Consider the following 18,276-nt stretch of genomic DNA (forward strand, 5'->3'; position numbering starts at 1 on the left):
GGCTGAATATGGAATTACATCAAGAGATTAAAACACTTGCTGCGCAATTGGGCGTTATTTTAACGGATAAACGCTTATGGATCACTACCGCTGAATCATGTACTGGTGGCGGAGTGAGTTATGCGCTTACAGATACGCCAGGTAGCTCAGGTTATTTGGGCCGCGCATTTGTTACTTATAGTAATGAAGCTAAGCATGAACTGCTTAATGTGGCCAATACTACGCTAGAGCAATTTGGTGCGGTGAGTGAGCAAACAGTAAAAGAGATGGCTTTTGGTGCCGCAAGCGTTGCCAAAGCTGATGTTGCCGTGGCAATTTCGGGCATTGCTGGGCCAGGTGGCGCTACGTCCGATAAACCAGTTGGCTTTGTGTGGTTTTGCATACAAATTGCCAATGAACAATTTACGTTTAAGCAAATATTTAACGGCGATAGAGCGCAAATTAGAATTCAAGCTATTGAATTTGCATTGAAAAGCACTATCGAGAAGATAAAATTATAAATTTCACTTGATACTGTGATTTCATACAGTATACTTGTTCGCATTAGCCGGATTTGGAGAACAGAATGAACGATAATAAACAAAAAGCGCTGGACGCTGCACTATCACAAATTGAGCGTCAATTTGGTAAAGGATCAATTATGAAACTGGGCGATAACAAAGCCCTAAATATTGATGCTGTATCTACAGGCTCACTTGGGATTGATATTGCTTTAGGCATAGGCGGTTTGCCTATGGGGCGTATTGTTGAAGTGTATGGCCCTGAGTCTTCAGGTAAAACAACGCTTACTTTGCAAGTTATCGCGCAGGCTCAAAAAGAAGGCAAAACATGTGCCTTTGTTGATGCTGAGCATGCTCTTGATCCGGTATACGCACAAAAGCTAGGTGTTAACATTGATGAGCTGTTAGTTTCTCAGCCAGATACCGGTGAGCAAGCGCTAGAAATTTGTGACATGTTAGTACGTTCAAGTGCTGTAGATGTTGTTATTGTCGATTCTGTTGCTGCGCTTACACCAAAAGCTGAAATTGAAGGCGACATGGGCGACTCGCATATGGGCTTACAAGCACGTTTAATGTCGCAAGCACTACGTAAGCTTACAGGTAATATTAAACGCTCAAATACGCTATGTATTTTCATTAACCAAATTCGTATGAAAATTGGTGTAATGTTTGGTAACCCTGAAACAACAACTGGTGGTAACGCACTTAAGTTTTACGCATCAGTGCGTATTGATATTCGTCGTATTGGCTCTGTTAAAGAAGGCGATGAGGTAGTCGGTAACGAAACCCGCGTTAAAGTAGTTAAAAACAAAGTTGCACCACCGTTTAAACAAGCTGAATTCATCATTATGTATGGTGAAGGTATTTCTAAACAAGGTGAGTTAATTGATTTAGGTGTTAAGCACAAAATTGTTGAAAAAGCAGGTGCTTGGTACAGCTACAACGGCAATAAAGTAGGCCAAGGTAAATCAAACTCTATTAAGTTTTTGAAAGAAAACGTAGAAATTGCAGATGAAATTGAAGGTAAGTTACGTGATATGTTGCTATTAAAAGCAACGGTTGAGCCAGAAGATGGCGAAGACGTATTAGGCGCTGAGTCTGACCTTTAAGTGTAAACGTTCTCTAAGCTTGATTTGACCCGAGCTTTAAAAGGCGCTAACCAGCAGTGGTTAGCGCCTTTTTGTGTTTAAAGCACGCTAAAACTATAACCTTACAGGCTTTAATAGATGCAGTTTAAATAGCGCTTAGCCATATTTATAGTGAGGCTGGCTAACAAGTACGCTTTTTAATTGAGGCGCGTAATAAAAGCATGGTATTGCAAATACTTTGCATAAGGTAGATAGCGCAAGGAGGGTGATAAGCGTTTTAACTTAAAGGGGCTGAAAGCAAAAACGGCACTAAAAAGTGCCGTTTAAATTTAAAAGCCGTACTTTAAAAAAGCGACTTATAGCTGCCAGTTTACAGATAGCGCGTAGTTACGCGGCGCACCGTAATAACCTTGAGCCCAGTATAGGCTGTGTAGGTATTTTTCATCCGTGGTGTTATTGACGTTAAAAGTAACCCCAACGTTTTCTGTAATTTTGTAGTTAGCCATTAAATCAAGAATACCGTAAGCATCTTGGTTCGTGGTTACAAGTGCAGCGCCGGTTGCATCTTCAACTTGTACGCGGCTAACAGAGTCTTGCCAACGATAATTTGCACCAAAAGTTAAGCCTTCAACAAATGGTACTTGGTAAGTTGCAGCCAGTTTTAGCTGGTTCTCTGGCGTGTAATCTTCAACTAAATCATCACCATCAATACTTAAATTACTAAAGCTGATACTTGCACTTAAATCCTCGGTCACTTTACCACTTAATTCAATTTCAAAACCGTCGCTGGTGATACCATCAGCACCATAATAACGAGTATCGCTTGGTAATGAATCAGGTAATGCAACCGCTAGGTTTTCTTGTTTTGCATCAAAGTAAGCAAAGGTTACAAATACTTGATCGTCTAATAGCTGTGCTTTTAAACCAATTTCGCTACTTTTACCTGTAACTGGCGCCAATTGCTCGGCATTAATATCAAGCTCTTTTTGTGGCACAAAGGTCTCTGTGTAACTTGCATAGGCTGAAAGCGATTCATTAAAGTCATACACAGCCCCCACATACGGGATAACTTCGCTGTCGTTACGTGTTTGTTCAACACCATAAGCAGTGCCCGATGTTTCCCAGTCAGTGTAACGTACACCTGCTAACACACTTAGCGGAGCGCTTAATTTAATGCGAGTAGACATATAAGCTGATTGCTGTTTGTTTTCTATGTCACTGCCATTTAAGCCATCAGCAAGGGTTGCTTCAGGTACTACGCCATCCCACGTATCAAGCGAAGGCATTGCAGGAAAGCCGTTGCCCGTGGTGTAATCGTAAAGCGACTGCTCGTTGTAATCCATTTTTGCTTGACTAACACCAAATGACAGGTCGTGTTCTTGGCCAAATAAATCAAATTTACCGCTGGCGTATAAATCAAATAAATCGTGCTTATCTTCGTAGTCGTAACGGCTTGCGTAACCTGTTAAACCAAGGCCAGTTTCGCTATCTGGTGTGCCATATACGTAAAATAGTTCTGAGTCTTGCTCGTTTTCTATGTGTGCGTAACGCGCTGTTGCAACCCACGTAGCCGATAGGTTTTGCTCAAGTGTTACATATACTTGCTCTGCGCTGTTGTCCCAGTAAGACCAATCAGATGCCGTACTTGTAGAGGCGTCGTAGTTTGTTGCTGTGCCATCGGTGTAATAAAGAGGGAGTGCGCCCCAAAGTGGGCTATCGGCATCTTTTTGTTGGTTAACATAGTTGATGCTTAATGTCGTGTCGTCGGTTAGCTTGCCTTCGTAAGCAAGATAAGCAATTGTTTTATCTGTTTCGTAACGATCTAGGTATGACTCCGCTTTTTGCTTGGTAAATACGGCGCGTACAGCGTGGTCGTCGTTAATTGGCGTTGAAACATCTACCTCTAAACGCTTGTTGTTCCATGAACCATACGATGCAGATGCATGCGCTTGAGTTATGTAAGTTGGTTTTTTTAATACCATATTTACGGTTGCAGATGGGTTACCTGCGCCAGTCATAAGGCCGTTTGCACCACGTACAATTTCTACACGGTCGTAAATAGACGTATCTAAAGTGCCCTGAATAGAGCCTGAGCTTTGAGGGATGCCTAAACCATCAACCTGAAAGTTTGTTATTTCAAAGCCACGGGCTTTAAAATAAGTACGGTCAGTTTCTATTTGTTCTACAGTTACACCGGGGGTGCTCTCTAGCACTGAGTTAATATCATCTAGTGAAAAATCATCCATTAAAGCGCGAGAAACAACAGAAATACTTTGTGGGGTTTCTTTGATTGTTAGGCCTAATTTTGTAGCAGATTGCGCATCTTCTGTGATGTAGTTTTTATGATGCTGGCCATATACTGCTATTTTTTCTAATGAGTCATCTGTATTTGTTGTAGTTTCTTGTGCAAATGCATGACCAGATAAAACAAGTGAAGTAATAAGGCTTAGCTTAGATAAACGCAAAATTTGTTGGGACGACATGTGTTTTTCCAATAGGTTCAAAAAAGAAGTGCATAACATAATCTAAATGAGAGTGATTTTCAATAACATGTTTGTTGTTTGTGCAAAATAATTAATAGTTATCCGAAATTGTGGGGATTTAGTGGATTTTAGCAACTAAATAACCGCTTAGTTTAGCGCTAAGGTAATATCCCTTAATCGCAAAGAGAGTGTTATTTCTGTGCAAACTTTTATCTGAGCTCTTCCAAATGCTGCTATTTAAGCTTATTTAAGCGCTAACCGTGTTTAATTTACTGAAAATCTCAGACAAAAAGGCACCCTTAAATACCATTACTACCACAGTACTATTAAATAAACCTTTTAAGCAGAGTTCACGTTGTATAGCTAAAAAAAAAGCGGCCTAAGCCGCTTTATTGTGATCACTATGTTTAATTAAAAATTGTATTTTACAGAAAATTGTAAGCGCTCTAAATCGCCGTCAATACCACTTTCTGTTTCGCGCTCGGCATGTTTAAACTCTGCACCAAATGTTAAACGCTTAACCGGTGAGTATAAAATGTTTGCACTAAAGCTTTGGCTTGATTCAACAGGGTCACCTGATATTGTTAATAGATCGGTGTTGTTGTCAGCACTAAAGAAAGAATATAAGAAAGTTGAGCGCCACTGGCTTGTCCATTTATGCTGATAAGCAACAAAACCAGATGTTGAGTCTATTGCATCTAGTTCATCGCCATTAAGCACTGCACCATGGGCAACATTTAAGCCCACGTAACGGCCAAGGCCTTTACCTTGTGTAAGCATAAATTTAAGGTAATCTTCGCCAAAATTTACACGGCCCGAAGCGCTAATACCAAACGAGGTTTCATCAGCGTCAACATCGCCTACTTTATAAGTAAGTTGGCGAGCAAGTGCTGCAACTACAAAGTTACCCCAATCGGCATTGTGTGTGTAGCGCGCAGTAACATCAGGAAGTGACGCATCATCTGTTTCTACACGTGCGCCACCTTGAGTGGTAATTGTGCTTTCTGGGTTTTCTAGTGAGAACGACCAAGCACCGGTTGTGTACTTAATTTGTGTTTGGCGAACAAAAACAGTGCCTTCAGCAGGGCCTACAAAATCAAGTGTTTCTGCAAGTGCACCCACGTTTTGAAAGTTTGACCATGTTTGACCAAATAACCAGCCATCGTAAGTTACAAATGCATGGCGAATACGTGGAGCATATGAGTTTGATACGCGCTCGTTACCGCCAGGTGCAGATGCTAAAAAGTCTAACTCAATTTTAGTTTTAACTGTTTTACCGTTATCCATTAACGTTGACGTACCAAAGTTAAAACGTGACTCACGTGCATGCATATCAAATACGGCATCCGAATCATCGTCATCGCCTACTGGCAGTGTACTTGGTACGTAAAAATCACGCCCTACATTTGAGCCATCAGGAGCGCCTGCAGAGTAATCACTCCACATTGTATCTAGCTTAATGTATCCGCCGTAAGTAAATTCGGTGTTACCTACTTTAGCTGCAGTTGCCGCATAAGCCGTGCTTGTTAAAGCACATAATACAGCACTCGCTGCAAGAGTTTTTAATGGGGTAAATTTCATTGTGGTGTCCTTTAAAGGCTACTTGTTGTTTGTTGCTTTTTAAACGTTCAAATGTATTACTTGCTACAGGTATTACTTACGAATAAAAATTTATTTATCTTGCATCACGCTATGAGTTCGTTAAATAAGTGTTTAACTTGCATGGCTGCATCATTATTTTAATGTCCGAAAACCACTTTTAAATATGTGCAAAATTTACTCAATCACCTATTGGTCTATAAGACGAAGGTTTAAGAGTAATTCAATGGCCACTTACTTATATTTAACATACTGTATTTCTATGTAAAAAAGTCATGAGCGGCGAGATTATAAACCACAAAATGTTAATTAGAAGGGTTGTACAACTAAGGTCTAATACTTAATAAAGTACTGCTGAGTAATCCTTTAATCATGGCAAGTTATTAAAATGGAGACTGAGATGTCACAAAGTATCTATCCTGTTCCTGCACATATTGAAAAAACGACGTTAGTTGATAACGAAAAATATAATACACTCTACAAACAGTCGATTGATGACCCACAAGGGTTTTGGCGTGAACATGGCCAGCGCTTAGATTGGTTTACTCCGTATACTAAAGTAAAAAACACCTCATTTGATAAAGGCCATATCGATATAAAATGGTACGAAGATGGAGTTTTAAATGCCTCTTATAACTGTATTGACCGCCATTTAAAAACCAAAGCCGATAAAGTTGCGCTTATTTGGGAAGGAGACAACCCAAACCAAAGTGAAAACATTACCTACCAACAATTACATGATGAAGTGGCGCGCTTTGCCAATGGTTTAAAAAAACTGGGTGTACAAAAAGGTGACCGAGTTGCTATTTATATGCCGATGACGCCGCAAGCCATTTACGCCATGCAAGCCTGTGCACGTATTGGTGCTATTCACTCGGTTGTATTTGGTGGTTTTTCTCCCTCAGCCATTGCAGATCGAATTAAAGACTCTGGCGCTAAAGTGGTGATCACATCCGATGAAGGCCGCCGAGCTGGTAATTGTGTTCCTTTAAAAGCGAATGTTGATGAAGCCGTAGCACAAGAGTCGGTGACAAGCATTGAACACGTTATTGTACATCAGCTAACCGGTGGCGAAGTTGATTGGAACGAGCACGATATTTGGTGGCATGAGCTTGTAGCTGACCAACCGGCGCAGTGCGAACCGGAGCCAATGAATGCAGAAGATCCACTTTTTATTTTATATACTTCGGGCTCTACTGGCCAACCAAAAGGGGTTGTGCATACTACAGGGGGTTACTTAGTTTACTCATCAATGACCCACGAATACGTATTTGATTTACAAGAGGACGACGTATATTGGTGTAGCGCCGATGTAGGTTGGATCACCGGCCACAGCTATATTGCTTATGGCCCACTGGTTAATGGCTGTACGCAAGTGGTATTTGAAGGTGTGCCTACCTACCCAACCGCAGGGCGCATGGGTGAGGTGATTGATAAGCACGGCGTAACCATTTTATATACTGCACCAACCGCTATTCGAGCGTTAATGGCTAAAGGCGATGAGCCAACCGCGTCATCTAATCGTCAAAGTTTACGCATTTTAGGCTCGGTGGGTGAACCCATCAACCCTGAAGCATGGACGTGGTATTACGAAAATATTGGTAATGCTAATTGCCCAATCGTAGATACGTGGTGGCAAACCGAAACGGGTGGCATTATGATCACCCCACTGCCTGGTGCTACCCAAACTAAACCAGGCTCAGCAACGCATCCGTTTTTTGGTATTGCGCCGGCTCTATTTGATGCAGAGGGTAATACACTAGAAGGTGCCGTTGACGGTAATTTAGTGATATTAGATAGCTGGCCTTCACAAGCGCGTACTGTTTATGGCGACCACGAACGTTTTGAACAAACCTATTTTAGTGCTTACCCCGGTGTTTACTTTACAGGTGATGGCTGTCGTCGTGATGAAGATGGCTATTACTGGATCACAGGGCGTGTTGATGACGTGCTTAATGTATCAGGGCATCGCTTAGGCACCGCTGAAATAGAAAGCGCGCTGGTTGCTCACGAAGCTGTAGCAGAGGCCGCCGTAGTCGGTTATCCGCATGATATTAAAGGCCAAGGTATTTATGTTTACATTACGCCAAATGAGGGCGTTACTGTAAGTGATGAGCTGACAACTCAAGTACGTAATTGGGTACGTAAAGAGCTAAGCCCAATAGCTTCCCCTGATATGATTCAATGGTCGCCAGGCCTACCAAAAACGCGTTCAGGTAAAATTATGCGTCGAATTTTACGTAAAATAGCCGCAAATGAACACCAACAGCTAGGGGATACATCAACACTTGCAGACCCAACCGTGGTAGATGAGCTCATAGAAAACCGATTAAATCGTTAAATGCGCGTTAAAAACTTGATTACAAGTTGATTCTAAACGTAGTATATCGGCTGTCAGTAAGTACTTTATATCTTATTGGCAGCCGAATTTATTAGGAGCGAACCATGAGTCAGTTTTTAATAGCGGATGATCATCCGTTATTTCGCGAGGCACTAAAAGGAGCATTAAGTGCTAAGTTTGACGATTTAGAGGTATTTGAATCATCAGATTTTGACAGCACACTGCAAGTGCTTAGCGAACAAGAAGATCTTGATATATTACTGCTAGATTTACACATGCCAGGTAATGGCGATTTATATGGCCTGATCCGCATTCGCGAAGACTACCCAAGCTTACCCATAGCGGTTGTCTCAGGAAGTGAAGACATAAACATAGTGTCTAAGGTAATGGGTTATGGCGCAATGGGCTTTATTCCTAAGTCATCATCTTCAGATGATATTGCTAATGCTATAAACCAAATACTAGAAGGCGATACGTGGCTTCCAAAAGAGTTAAAAAATAAAGTAGCCGAAATAGAAGGAGAAGACAGAGAAATTGCCGCGCAGGTTGCATCGTTAACGCCGCAGCAATATCGTGTATTGCAATACCTTCATGAAGGGTTACTAAACAAACAAATAGCCTACGAACTACATATTTCTGAGGCAACAGTCAAAGCACATATTACCGCAATTTTTAGAAAACTTGGCGTTTATAACCGTACTCAAGCCGTTCTTATTGCAGCTAAACTACAACTAGAACCAATAGAGCAAGCTTAAAATATTAAAAGCGCTAAAATCTGTTTATCGTTAGGCAAAGCCGTGCCTAGCTAATGAGCTTATTGCCTGTTAATAGGTGATAAGCGCTTACAAATACCAGATATGCGCTGCTCTGGGTGATATGGCAAGACTGAATAAACTTCAATCCACAAAAGCCAATACACTCAAGCAGCGCTTTTTAAACTTAAAACCTACACGTTATTTACCTTTTATACATGATCTCTTTTGCAAACAATGCTAGGTTAGCGCAATTTTGTAATTTATAGAGCCAAGTATGACAGACTCCACACACTCACCTAATAATCAACCTAAAGACAATAACGGCTTATTTAATCGCTTTTTAGCAACCGTTGAGTTTTTAGGAAATATGCTTCCTCATCCCATTACTTTATTTGCGATATTTGCGGTTTCAATTGTGTTAATAAGTGGTATTGCCGATTGGTTTGGGCTAAGCGCAATTGACCCAAGACCGATTGGGGCTGCAGGGCGTGCGCCTGATGGAGTAATTGAAGTTGTTAGTTTACTCAGTGCTGAGGGACTACAGCGTATTATGGCTGGCTTGGTTACTAACTTTACCGGTTTTGCGCCTTTAGGCACTGTTTTAGTGGCACTACTTGGGGTAAGTGTTGCAGAGCATTCAGGGCTACTCTCTGCTGCTATGCGAGGCATGGTTATGGGCGCGTCAAAGCGTTTAGTTACCTTTATGGTGGTGTTTGCGGCCATAATGTCTAACACAGCTTCTGAGCTTGGCTATGTGGTTTTAATTCCGCTTGCAGCCATGATATTTCATAGTTTGGGGCGCCACCCTTTAGCCGGCTTAGCGGCTGCCTTTGCCGGTGTTTCTGGCGGCTATAGCGCTAATTTACTACTTGGCACAATAGACCCATTATTAGCAGGTATAACTACGCCTGCAGCACAAATGATTGACCCAACGTACGAGGTTGGCGCCGAGGCTAACTGGTATTTCATGATGATATCAGTATTACTTATTGCCGCACTGGGTACACTCGTAACCGAAAAAATAGTAGAGCCGCGTTTAGGTAAATATAACCCCGATGAAGCCAGTATCGACTTGTCACAAAACAATATTGATACACTTACCGCGTTAGAAAAAACCGGTCTAAAATGGGCGGGTGTTGCTCTATTAGTGGTGCTGTCGTTATTTGCTTGGACGATTATTCCTGCCGATGGTATTTTACGCCACCCAGAAACAGGCCAAGTGGCAGGCTCGCCTTTTTTAAAAGGAATAGTCGCAATTATATTTGTAACTTTTAGTGTGCCAGGCTTTGTTTATGGGCGTGTTGTTGGCAGCATGAAAAACGATAAAGATATTATTAACGCAATGAGCAAAAGCATGAGCTCAATGGGTTTATATATAGTATTAGTATTTTTTGCAGCCCAGTTTGTGGCCTTTTTTAAATGGACTAATTTAGGCACTATTTTGGCAATTAATGGTGCAGCACTATTACAAGCGTTAAACCTTACCGGCCCAGAAGTGTTTGTATTGTTTATATTAATGTGTGCAATGGTTAACTTGAGTTTAGGATCGTCATCGGCGCAGTGGGCGATTACGGCCCCTATTTTTGTGCCTATGCTTATGCTTATTGGTTACGCGCCAGAAACCATTCAAGCGGCGTATCGTATTGGTGACTCTGTGACTAACTTAATCACCCCAATGATGAGCTATTTTGGCTTAATTTTAGCGGTGGCAGTTAAATATAAAAAAGACATGGGTATAGGAACGTTAGTGGCCACCATGCTGCCATACAGTATTGTGTTTTTTATCGGTTGGGTCATTTTATTTTACGTATGGGTGTTTGCTTTAGGCTTGCCAGTAGGGCCTGAGTCACCTATTTATTACACACCTTAATGGTGGATGCCAATTTACAATTAATTACGGTGTCGGATAAAACACAGCTACAGCTAATATCTGACTCTAATTAAGCTGTTAGGCATAAAAAAGCCAGCAAAAGGGGTGAACCCTATTGCTGGCTTTATAGTATGTAAAAAGGGGTCTTATACCAATCCGCAATAATACTTAATCATTTTCAGGGGCTAAACGTGTCGCTATCTGCGTTAAAAAATTCTCATTTAGAGCAACTAAATAGCGAATTTTTTGCCTTGCTATCAACACGTTTATCCACCCTCAAAATAGATCACTTAATTATGCGCAATGGTATTAGCTAAATACCACGGTTTTATTACCGTTAATAAATAGTTTGTGTTCAGAAGCTAGTTGTAAGGCTTTACTAAACACGGTTTTTTCTACGTCTTTACCCATTTTAGCCATCATTTCAGCGGTATTAGCGTGTGTTACGCTGGTAACGTCTTGTAAAATAATAGGGCCTTCATCTAGCTCATTATTTACAAAGTGAGCCGTAGCACCAATAATTTTTACGCCGCGCTCAAATGCTTGATGATACGGTTTAGCGCCAATAAAGGCCGGTAAAAACGAGTGGTGAATATTAATAATTTTGTTCTCAAAGCGACCCACAAATTCAGGGCTTAGTATGCGCATATATTTTGCCAAGCCAATAATATCAGGGTTATAAGAGGCAATTAAATCACCTACTTTTTCATCATGCTCGGCGCGACTTAGGCCTACGTGCGAAACAACATGAAAAGGCACATCAAAGCCTTTTGCTAATGGCTCTAAATCTGGGTAGTTGGCAATCACAGCTAATACTTCAATATTTAACGCTTGCTCAAACTGTTTAAGTAATACAGACCCTAAGCAATGTGCTTCTTTTGTTGCAAGCAGTACCACTTTAGTTTTTGTATCATCATGTAGAGCAAGTTGTGCACCCTCAGGTAATAAAGCGCGTAATTGCGATAAAAAGTCACTTTGTGGCTCGCCGGTTAGTTCAGTGCGCATAAAAAAGCGCTTGGCGTCTTTATCTACAAATTCGTTATTACGTGTAATATTTAAATTGTGCGCGTGGCAAAGCCCTGTAATTTTGGCAATTAGGCCTACATCGTCGGCACATTGGGTGGTTAGTATATAGCTCATTTTCCTCATTCTTACCCAGTTTATAATTGCTTCATTATTTGGTTTTTAACGCATAAAGCAAGGGGTTTATGCGTAAATTTAGAATTAATCGGTCAAATAGGTATAAATGATTCAATAAAGTGAAGGACAATTAAAAATACGTTAATAATAAGGCAGATAAACACCATAAATTTTAACAAGCTGGTATTTAAAAAAGGTTTAGCGGTAAGTATTTAGTGCGCACACGGTTTGTAACCTAGTTGCCTAGATGACAAACCGTGGCGCAGTTTAGCTTTTACAAATATAGCAAAGCGATTATTAAGCTTTAGGCTCTGGTGTTAAGTTCTCTTCTTGCCTTAGGTAACCAGCGGCCTCTTCATCCTCTTTTGTTATTGCTTGCTGAGTAGGTATTGCACGGGTTTGTTGGTTTAATTGATGTATTTGCGATGCATTGCCTAAATCGCGCTCACTGGTAATTGAAGCAATCGATTCGCGGTCTTTTAGAAAGGCAATTACATCATTTTTAATGGCTTGTAATTGACCTTCATCTTTGTGCATTTCCATTATATGGCGAGGATGCTCAAGGTTTTTCATACCGGTGGCAGCAAACGTGCTCGTAATAACACGAGAGACAATGACCCATGGCGTGATACTGCTGCGCACTAAGGTGTTTTCTGAGCGGGTGCTGTCGTGAATACCTGTCCCCGTTGAAATTTTAGATTCGGTAAATGTACCTTCGCACTTAAAGTACACAAGTAATGATTCAAACTGCATTTCGGCAAAAAATAAATGAGCACAGTTAGCCAATAAACGAGCAAAGGCTTTAATAATCACTGCTATTATTAAAATATGAACACTGCTCATTAGTAAGCTACTAAACTGTATAACGTTTTGATTATTAAACGCTTGCTGTAAATTATTAATATTAGCGCTATCTATGTAGTAATAAATATCTATTAATGAATAGGCTAACAACACTGTTAATGCTAACGCCACAATATAAAGTAAATTAGCACTTATTAGCGCGACTAACCTGGCTAGGGTAAAGTTTTTACCTAGCTCCATAGCATGTAGTTTAGGCTGAACCTCTTGAATCATTTCGCCTTTAAAACCGCCTTTACCCTCTATTTGCTCTTGCAATTTTGGGTCTAGCTCGCGGTAAACTCTATTAGGCACTTCTTTGTAGCGTCTATTTGCCATGACAAGATTATCAAGGTTTATAAATACTTCATCAGGGTGAACAGACTCTTGCCAGTTTTCACGTAATTCTGACACTTCGGCGGTAGGGGTCACTGCGTTTAAGCGTGCTTTGATCATTGTAAATACTAATGCGCAGCTTAATGTTGCTAATATAATAATGGCAATGAGGTAGATGCCAGCATGCAAGTTTGGCAGTTGTGCCATCCACGCGTCTATTTCTTGTTTGCTGATATGTTGCTCTTGCATTAGCCACGACATAGAAAGGCCAATAACAATCGGCAAAATAAACGACAACGAAATAATTTTAGCTAATGTACCGCCTCCCAGCGCTTCAATGTTTCTTTCAGCATTGCGAGAGATAGGTTTGCTACTTGAGCGCCAAGAAAAAAGCACATAAAACATTAAAATAGCACTGTAAACCGGAAAGGCCAATTCGCCAGCTTCCCCAGTAAAGCCCGACAGCGAAACAAACGCTACAAGCCCATAAGCAACTAAAGCAACAAGCGTGCTCACCCATGAGCCAAATAATCGCTGCGCTACATTTCGAATTGGGTAAGGTAAAAATAACAGTTTGGGAATTAAGCTGTGTAACAAACGAGATAAAAATCCGTTAGGCTCTTTAAAGGTACTGTTTTTACGACCAACCAGCATTTCTTCGAGTGATTGGGCGTTATAGGCTACTTCTTTTTTTTCTTCTTGCGCGGTAGAGCTCTCAGACTTACTAAAATTATACGCAAGCGACGTAGGGTGGTTTCTGCCTACAAAGTACTTTAAGGTGGCATAAATACCTGACGATAAAGAGCGAATACCCAGCGCTAAAATAAACATGCCAAATAGCATTAAAATCCAGCCTGCGGTGGTACTTTCTTTCACCGAGCTTGCAGCTATAACAAGTAAACTTACGCCTGCTACCGACTCGATAATACCTCTTAGCGCGGTTACTTTACCTTCCAACTTAAAGGGGTTTTTTAACCCAAGATCAATAGAACCATAATCAAATGCCATTGTATGCTCCTTGTAAACAGCACATTATTTAAGGGGGGTTACCAGTTTTGCAATAATAGTTAATCATTTGCGGGACCAAACCTAGTGTTAGCTATGTTTTTCCGGGCTCAAATAGACTAATTAATTAAGCGAGTTGGTATTATTATCCGTGTATATTTTGGCCAAAACGAGCATAGCTAAACGATACCAATAGGTGCAGTTTATATACTTAAGCAGGTAATTAACTAAACGGATTTTTATATTATTGTTCAATTTTTGATTATATATCAATAACGTTGTTCAGTTTAAGGTTATTTTACAGTGATACATTTATTGATGGTGGTTTAAGTTGCTAGGAGCATAAATGAAACTAATCTACGTAGATGATAATTTACCCGGTATAACCCGTAAGCGTAAAAACAAAACGTGGCTGTACTTTGACCCAATAGGAAAGCAAATTACCGATCAAAAAGTGATTGATCGTTTAAATGCGTTAGCGTTTCCGCCCGCCTACAAAAATGCTTGGTTTTGCCCTGAAGAAAATGGCCATATTTTAGCAACCGGGATAGATAGTAAAGGCCGTAAGCAATACCGCTACCATGAAGATTTTAGAGCTCAACAAGAGGCGAAAAAATACCAAGCCTGTGGGGTGTTTGGCAATAAGCTGCCATTACTGCGTGCCCGTTTAGAAAACGATTTACAAGGGGATGAGCTCAGCGTAGAGCGCACATTAGCTGCGGTAGTTAGGCTTATGGACTTAGGTGCATTGCGGGTAGGTAACGAGCGAAATGTAAAGCAAAACAAAAGTTTTGGCGCCACAACCCTGCGCAATCGCCATGCTAAGCTTACGGGTAAAAATATACAGCTACGGTATCGGGCTAAATCGGGCAAAGAGCGCGAGGTAAACATAACCGACAGAGTGCTTAGCCATATAATTAAAGACCTACAAGATTTACCCGGTCAGCATTTGTTTCAATATATAAGCGATGGAGAGCGCACAAACGTAACCTCTAGTGAAATTAACCAGTATATTCAACAAATTATGGGTGAGGACTTTAGCGCTAAGCACTTTAGAACCTGGCGAGCGAGTGTTATTGCCTTTAAGCAACTTGTAAAAGCAAAAGGCGCACTTAGTTTAAAAAGTATGCTCGAGAGCGTGTCTGAGCAGCTAGGTAATACGCCCGCTATTGCCCGTAAATCGTATGTTCACCCGGATTTAATTGCCTTGTGTAAAGAGGATGTGCAAACCCAAACAGCGTGGCGAGAGTCGCTTTCTTTACCGCGAAAAACAAAATACTTGAGTCGTTATGAGCGTGGCTTTTTGGCCTTTTTAAAAGACTAATTGCTATAGCAACTTTACACACTACAGCAACCAAATTACATAATTGCGTAGTTGAAGTGTTTTTTAATTACCATGTAAAAGTTTAAAAAGTTATTAAATTTCAGTGTGTTGTGTTTTTATTTTATTTTGGCACCTGCATTGCACCTTCAAATTACTGTTAAGCAGTAAGTACAAAAGCATTTATCAATGATATTTAGCGAGGAGGTACAAAGTGAAGGGGTTATTTTCAAAGGCATTGTCTACAAAGGTAAAGCACATTACGTTACACGCTACGCTTGCAGGCTGCGTTAGCGCCATGCTAACAGGGCAAGCGCTAGGCAGTGCAGATCTTGAAAGTGTGGCACTTGCCAACTCTTCATTAACCACTTACAACTCGCAACAACAATTGCAAAATGGCGATTATTATTTTGATCAAAATGCAGCACAGTTAATCGCGCGCACCGAAAAAGCAATTAACTGGTACACAGAAATAGTTAACAGTGGCGGGTTTACCCCTTTATACACTAATGAGTTGCTTGAACTTGGCAGCACTAGTAAAGCGGTGAGTCAGTTGGCGCTGCGTTTGTATCAAGAGCGTGACTTAACCAGCAATGTATGTGACACCGCAATGTGCACATTTGATAAAACCATTGAGCAGGCTGTGCAACAGTTTCAGCGTCGCCACGGTTTAAAGGTTGATGGGCGAGTAGGAAAGCGCACCTTAGCTAAGCTTAATGTACCCGCTAAGAAAAAATTGGCTAAATTAAAGCTTAACTTTTACCGCATAACTAACTTCGCAGGCTCAAGTGATTCGCAGTATGTGTATGTAAACATACCTGAGTACACATTGCGTTATGTAAAAGCAGGCGAAGTAAAACTACAAAATAACGTTATTGTGGGTAAGCCGAGTTGGGAAACACCTGCCTTTAGTGACGAAATCGAAAAATTTGTAGTAAACCCTGAGTGGCGCATACCAACCTCTATTGCAACCAAAGAAATAGCACCAAAGGTGGCAAAAGATCCTCAGTACCTTGCTAAAAATAATATCGAAGTTAGAAAAAACAGCTACCTAGATTCTAAAACAGTTAACCCCAGTAATATTGATTGGCAGGCTATTAAGCCCTATCAGTTTGATCACTTTTTAGTTAAGCGTGCAGGGGATGAAAACCCACTTGGCGAAGTGAAATATCTGTTTCCAAATCCTGAAGCCATTTATGTTCACGATACGCCAGCAAAGCAGCGTTTTAACCAAGCGCAGCGTGCGTTATCACATGGTTGTATAAGGGTTGAAGAGCCATTTTCATTGGCGCGTGAAATAATTAAGCACCAAGGTGAAGAGCGCACTCTTAAGCAAGTGGATAAAGCCAGAGATACTGATACCACTCAAACTTTTTATTTAAATGAGCCCTTACCTATTCATTTAGTGTATTGGACGGCGTGGGTTGATGAAGACATGCTCGTTAATTTTAGAGACGATATTTATCAACACGACGCAAAAGCATTACTTAAAAACGAAGATCAGTCAGTCATTGCTGCATTGATAAAATAGACTATGAGAGGATTTATGCCGTTTATACCGAGTATTTTAGGCTGCATATTAGCGCTTTGCGTAAGCGTAGGTAGTTATGCCGCCGAGCCCGTGAAAAAAGCACACCCAAGCGTTGATATTCAAAATAAAGCAAATTTTGAAGATGCAGAGTTTAGCCTAAAAATTAACGACATAGTAATGCCGTATTCGGTGTTTTCTGTATTTGTGATGCCTAATGAGGCAGTTGAATTTGAAGTGCTTTACGCACAATCAAAACGACCCTATTCATTTATTAATAACCATAGCAACGCCACCTTAACGGATACAAACCGCTGGCAGTGGCAGGCGCCTAAAAAGCCTGGCTTAACACGGGTAATTATTGAATCCCCCGACAAAAAGCAACGTATGACAATTAATGTGTTTGTTAAAGTACCTGCAGATGAAGTACAAGGTGGAAAGCTTAAATATTACCACATTGGCCATTACCCAACGCCTTCACAAATTAAGGATAGTAAGCATTACATAGTGCCCGATGGTTTTGTAAAGGTGACCCCAGAGAACGAAAATATAAAAATATCACCGCATTTTTCTCTTAAAGAATTTGTGAGTAAGCAACGAAGTAAGCACCCTAAATACTTATTTTTACAAAACAAGTTGTTACTTAAACTTGAAAAAATACGCAAAGAGCTGATTTTAGAAAACATACCGGTTAAAAATATGGTGGTAATGAGCGGTTACCGCACCCCTTATTACAACAAAGCCATTGGTAACGTAAAGCTTAGCCGCCATGTGTTTGGTGATGCTGCCGATATATTTATAGATAACGATGGCGACTACCGTATGGATGATATAAACAACGACGGCAAGCACTCTATTGGCGATGCACAAGCTATGGCTGGTATAGTGGAGTCGCTCGCTAAGCGAGAGTCATTTAAAGGCTTACTTGGCGGTTTAGGTGTTTACGGGCCAAAATCGCATCGCGGTGCATTTATACATGTTGATACGCGTGGTTTTAAAGCGCGCTGGGTGAGTAAATAACCACATAGCTTTTTTGTGTTGGTAAAAAATGATGCGAGTAAAAAGCCAAACTCTTTTCCACGTTAAATTTGGCTAGTGTTGCTCTTAACTTAAAATATTGATCACTTACATGTGATCAATATTTTCTCGCTCTGCTATAAGTTTAATAACTCGCTTCTCTTTCATCATAGCACTACTTTCTTCAAGTAATACATCGCTAAAGGCTGGGTCAAATATTTTAGGCTTGTTGAAGTTGCGTAGCATAGAGACAACCCAAGCAGATGATGTATCACAATAATTTTCTTCTGAAGCTTTTATCTCCAAATTTTTTAAAAGTTTATAAACTTCAATTGCACGCTCCGGATACGTGTAATCATCAACTGCTATCCAAGCTTCACGCAACTCTTGAAGTGAATAATTTAAATAATTAATTTCCATAATATATTCCATTAAATATAGAGAAACTCAGTA

13 protein-coding genes are annotated in these 18,276 nt (G+C 40.6%); 8 read left to right on the plus strand and 5 right to left on the minus strand.

Annotated features, from left to right (window positions below):
* Positions 1-8 precede the first annotated feature (8 nt).
* Positions 9-500: a CinA family protein gene (locus B2R65_RS07735; RefSeq protein WP_286741805.1), complete on the plus strand. Its 492-nt coding sequence runs from the start codon at positions 9-11 to the stop codon at positions 498-500.
* 65 nt (positions 501-565) lie between these two features.
* Positions 566-1,609 (plus strand): recombinase RecA, encoded by a 1,044-nt coding sequence (gene recA, locus B2R65_RS07740; protein ID WP_004586193.1) that lies wholly within the window; start codon positions 566-568, stop codon positions 1,607-1,609.
* Positions 1,610-1,944: 335 nt separating this feature from the next.
* On the opposite strand, the gene B2R65_RS07745 is transcribed toward recA, so the two are convergent.
* Positions 1,945-4,071, minus strand: coding sequence for a TonB-dependent siderophore receptor (locus B2R65_RS07745; RefSeq protein ID WP_286741806.1), 2,127 nt, complete (start codon positions 4,069-4,071; stop codon positions 1,945-1,947).
* Positions 4,072-4,482: 411 nt separating this feature from the next.
* Positions 4,483-5,652: a DcaP family trimeric outer membrane transporter gene (locus tag B2R65_RS07750; protein ID WP_286741807.1), complete on the minus strand. Its 1,170-nt coding sequence runs from the start codon at positions 5,650-5,652 to the stop codon at positions 4,483-4,485.
* A gap of 418 nt (positions 5,653-6,070) precedes the next feature.
* On the opposite strand from B2R65_RS07750, the gene acs reads away from it, so the two are divergent.
* The 3 genes from acs (at position 6,071) to B2R65_RS07765 (ending at position 10,636) form a co-directional block, all read left to right on the plus strand.
* On the plus strand, positions 6,071-8,011 hold the full coding sequence (acs, locus tag B2R65_RS07755) for an acetate--CoA ligase (protein ID WP_024033109.1): 1,941 nt from the start codon (positions 6,071-6,073) through the stop codon (positions 8,009-8,011).
* 104 nt (positions 8,012-8,115) lie between these two features.
* Positions 8,116-8,766: a response regulator transcription factor gene (locus B2R65_RS07760; RefSeq protein WP_004586197.1), complete on the plus strand. Its 651-nt coding sequence runs from the start codon at positions 8,116-8,118 to the stop codon at positions 8,764-8,766.
* A gap of 274 nt (positions 8,767-9,040) precedes the next feature.
* Complete coding sequence (locus B2R65_RS07765) at positions 9,041-10,636, plus strand: AbgT family transporter (protein ID WP_054982716.1); 1,596 nt, start codon at positions 9,041-9,043, stop codon at positions 10,634-10,636.
* Positions 10,637-10,945: 309 nt separating this feature from the next.
* Here the strand turns inward: B2R65_RS07765 and purU are convergent, their stop codons facing one another.
* Both purU and B2R65_RS07775 read right to left on the minus strand, forming a co-directional pair.
* Positions 10,946-11,776 carry a formyltetrahydrofolate deformylase gene (gene purU / locus B2R65_RS07770; protein ID WP_024033106.1) on the minus strand — a complete coding sequence of 277 codons (831 nt, stop codon included), beginning with the start codon at positions 11,774-11,776 and terminating at the stop codon, positions 10,946-10,948.
* A gap of 297 nt (positions 11,777-12,073) precedes the next feature.
* Positions 12,074-13,960: a hypothetical protein gene (locus B2R65_RS07775; protein ID WP_286741808.1), complete on the minus strand. Its 1,887-nt coding sequence runs from the start codon at positions 13,958-13,960 to the stop codon at positions 12,074-12,076.
* Positions 13,961-14,303: 343 nt separating this feature from the next.
* Here B2R65_RS07775 and B2R65_RS07780 point away from each other — a divergent pair, with 343 nt between their 5' ends.
* From B2R65_RS07780 to B2R65_RS07790, 3 genes are all read left to right on the plus strand, one after another.
* A complete protein-coding gene (locus B2R65_RS07780; protein WP_286741809.1) occupies positions 14,304-15,281 on the plus strand; it encodes a DNA topoisomerase IB in 978 nt (325 codons plus the stop codon).
* Between the two features lie 211 nt (positions 15,282-15,492).
* On the plus strand, positions 15,493-16,809 hold the full coding sequence (locus tag B2R65_RS07785; RefSeq protein WP_055252857.1) for a L,D-transpeptidase family protein: 1,317 nt from the start codon (positions 15,493-15,495) through the stop codon (positions 16,807-16,809).
* A 15-nt stretch (positions 16,810-16,824) separates the two neighbouring features.
* Entirely contained in the window at positions 16,825-17,826 is a 1,002-nt protein-coding gene (locus B2R65_RS07790) for a D-Ala-D-Ala carboxypeptidase family metallohydrolase (protein ID WP_286741810.1), read from the plus strand.
* 105 nt (positions 17,827-17,931) lie between these two features.
* Here the strand turns inward: B2R65_RS07790 and B2R65_RS07795 are convergent, their stop codons facing one another.
* Entirely contained in the window at positions 17,932-18,243 is a 312-nt protein-coding gene (locus B2R65_RS07795) for a hypothetical protein (protein WP_286741811.1), read from the minus strand.
* Between the last annotated feature and the right edge of the window lie 33 nt (positions 18,244-18,276).

This window comes from Pseudoalteromonas sp. UBA2102 (assembly GCF_002331165.1).
In the GTDB taxonomy this organism is placed as follows: domain Bacteria; phylum Pseudomonadota; class Gammaproteobacteria; order Enterobacterales; family Alteromonadaceae; genus Pseudoalteromonas; species Pseudoalteromonas atlantica.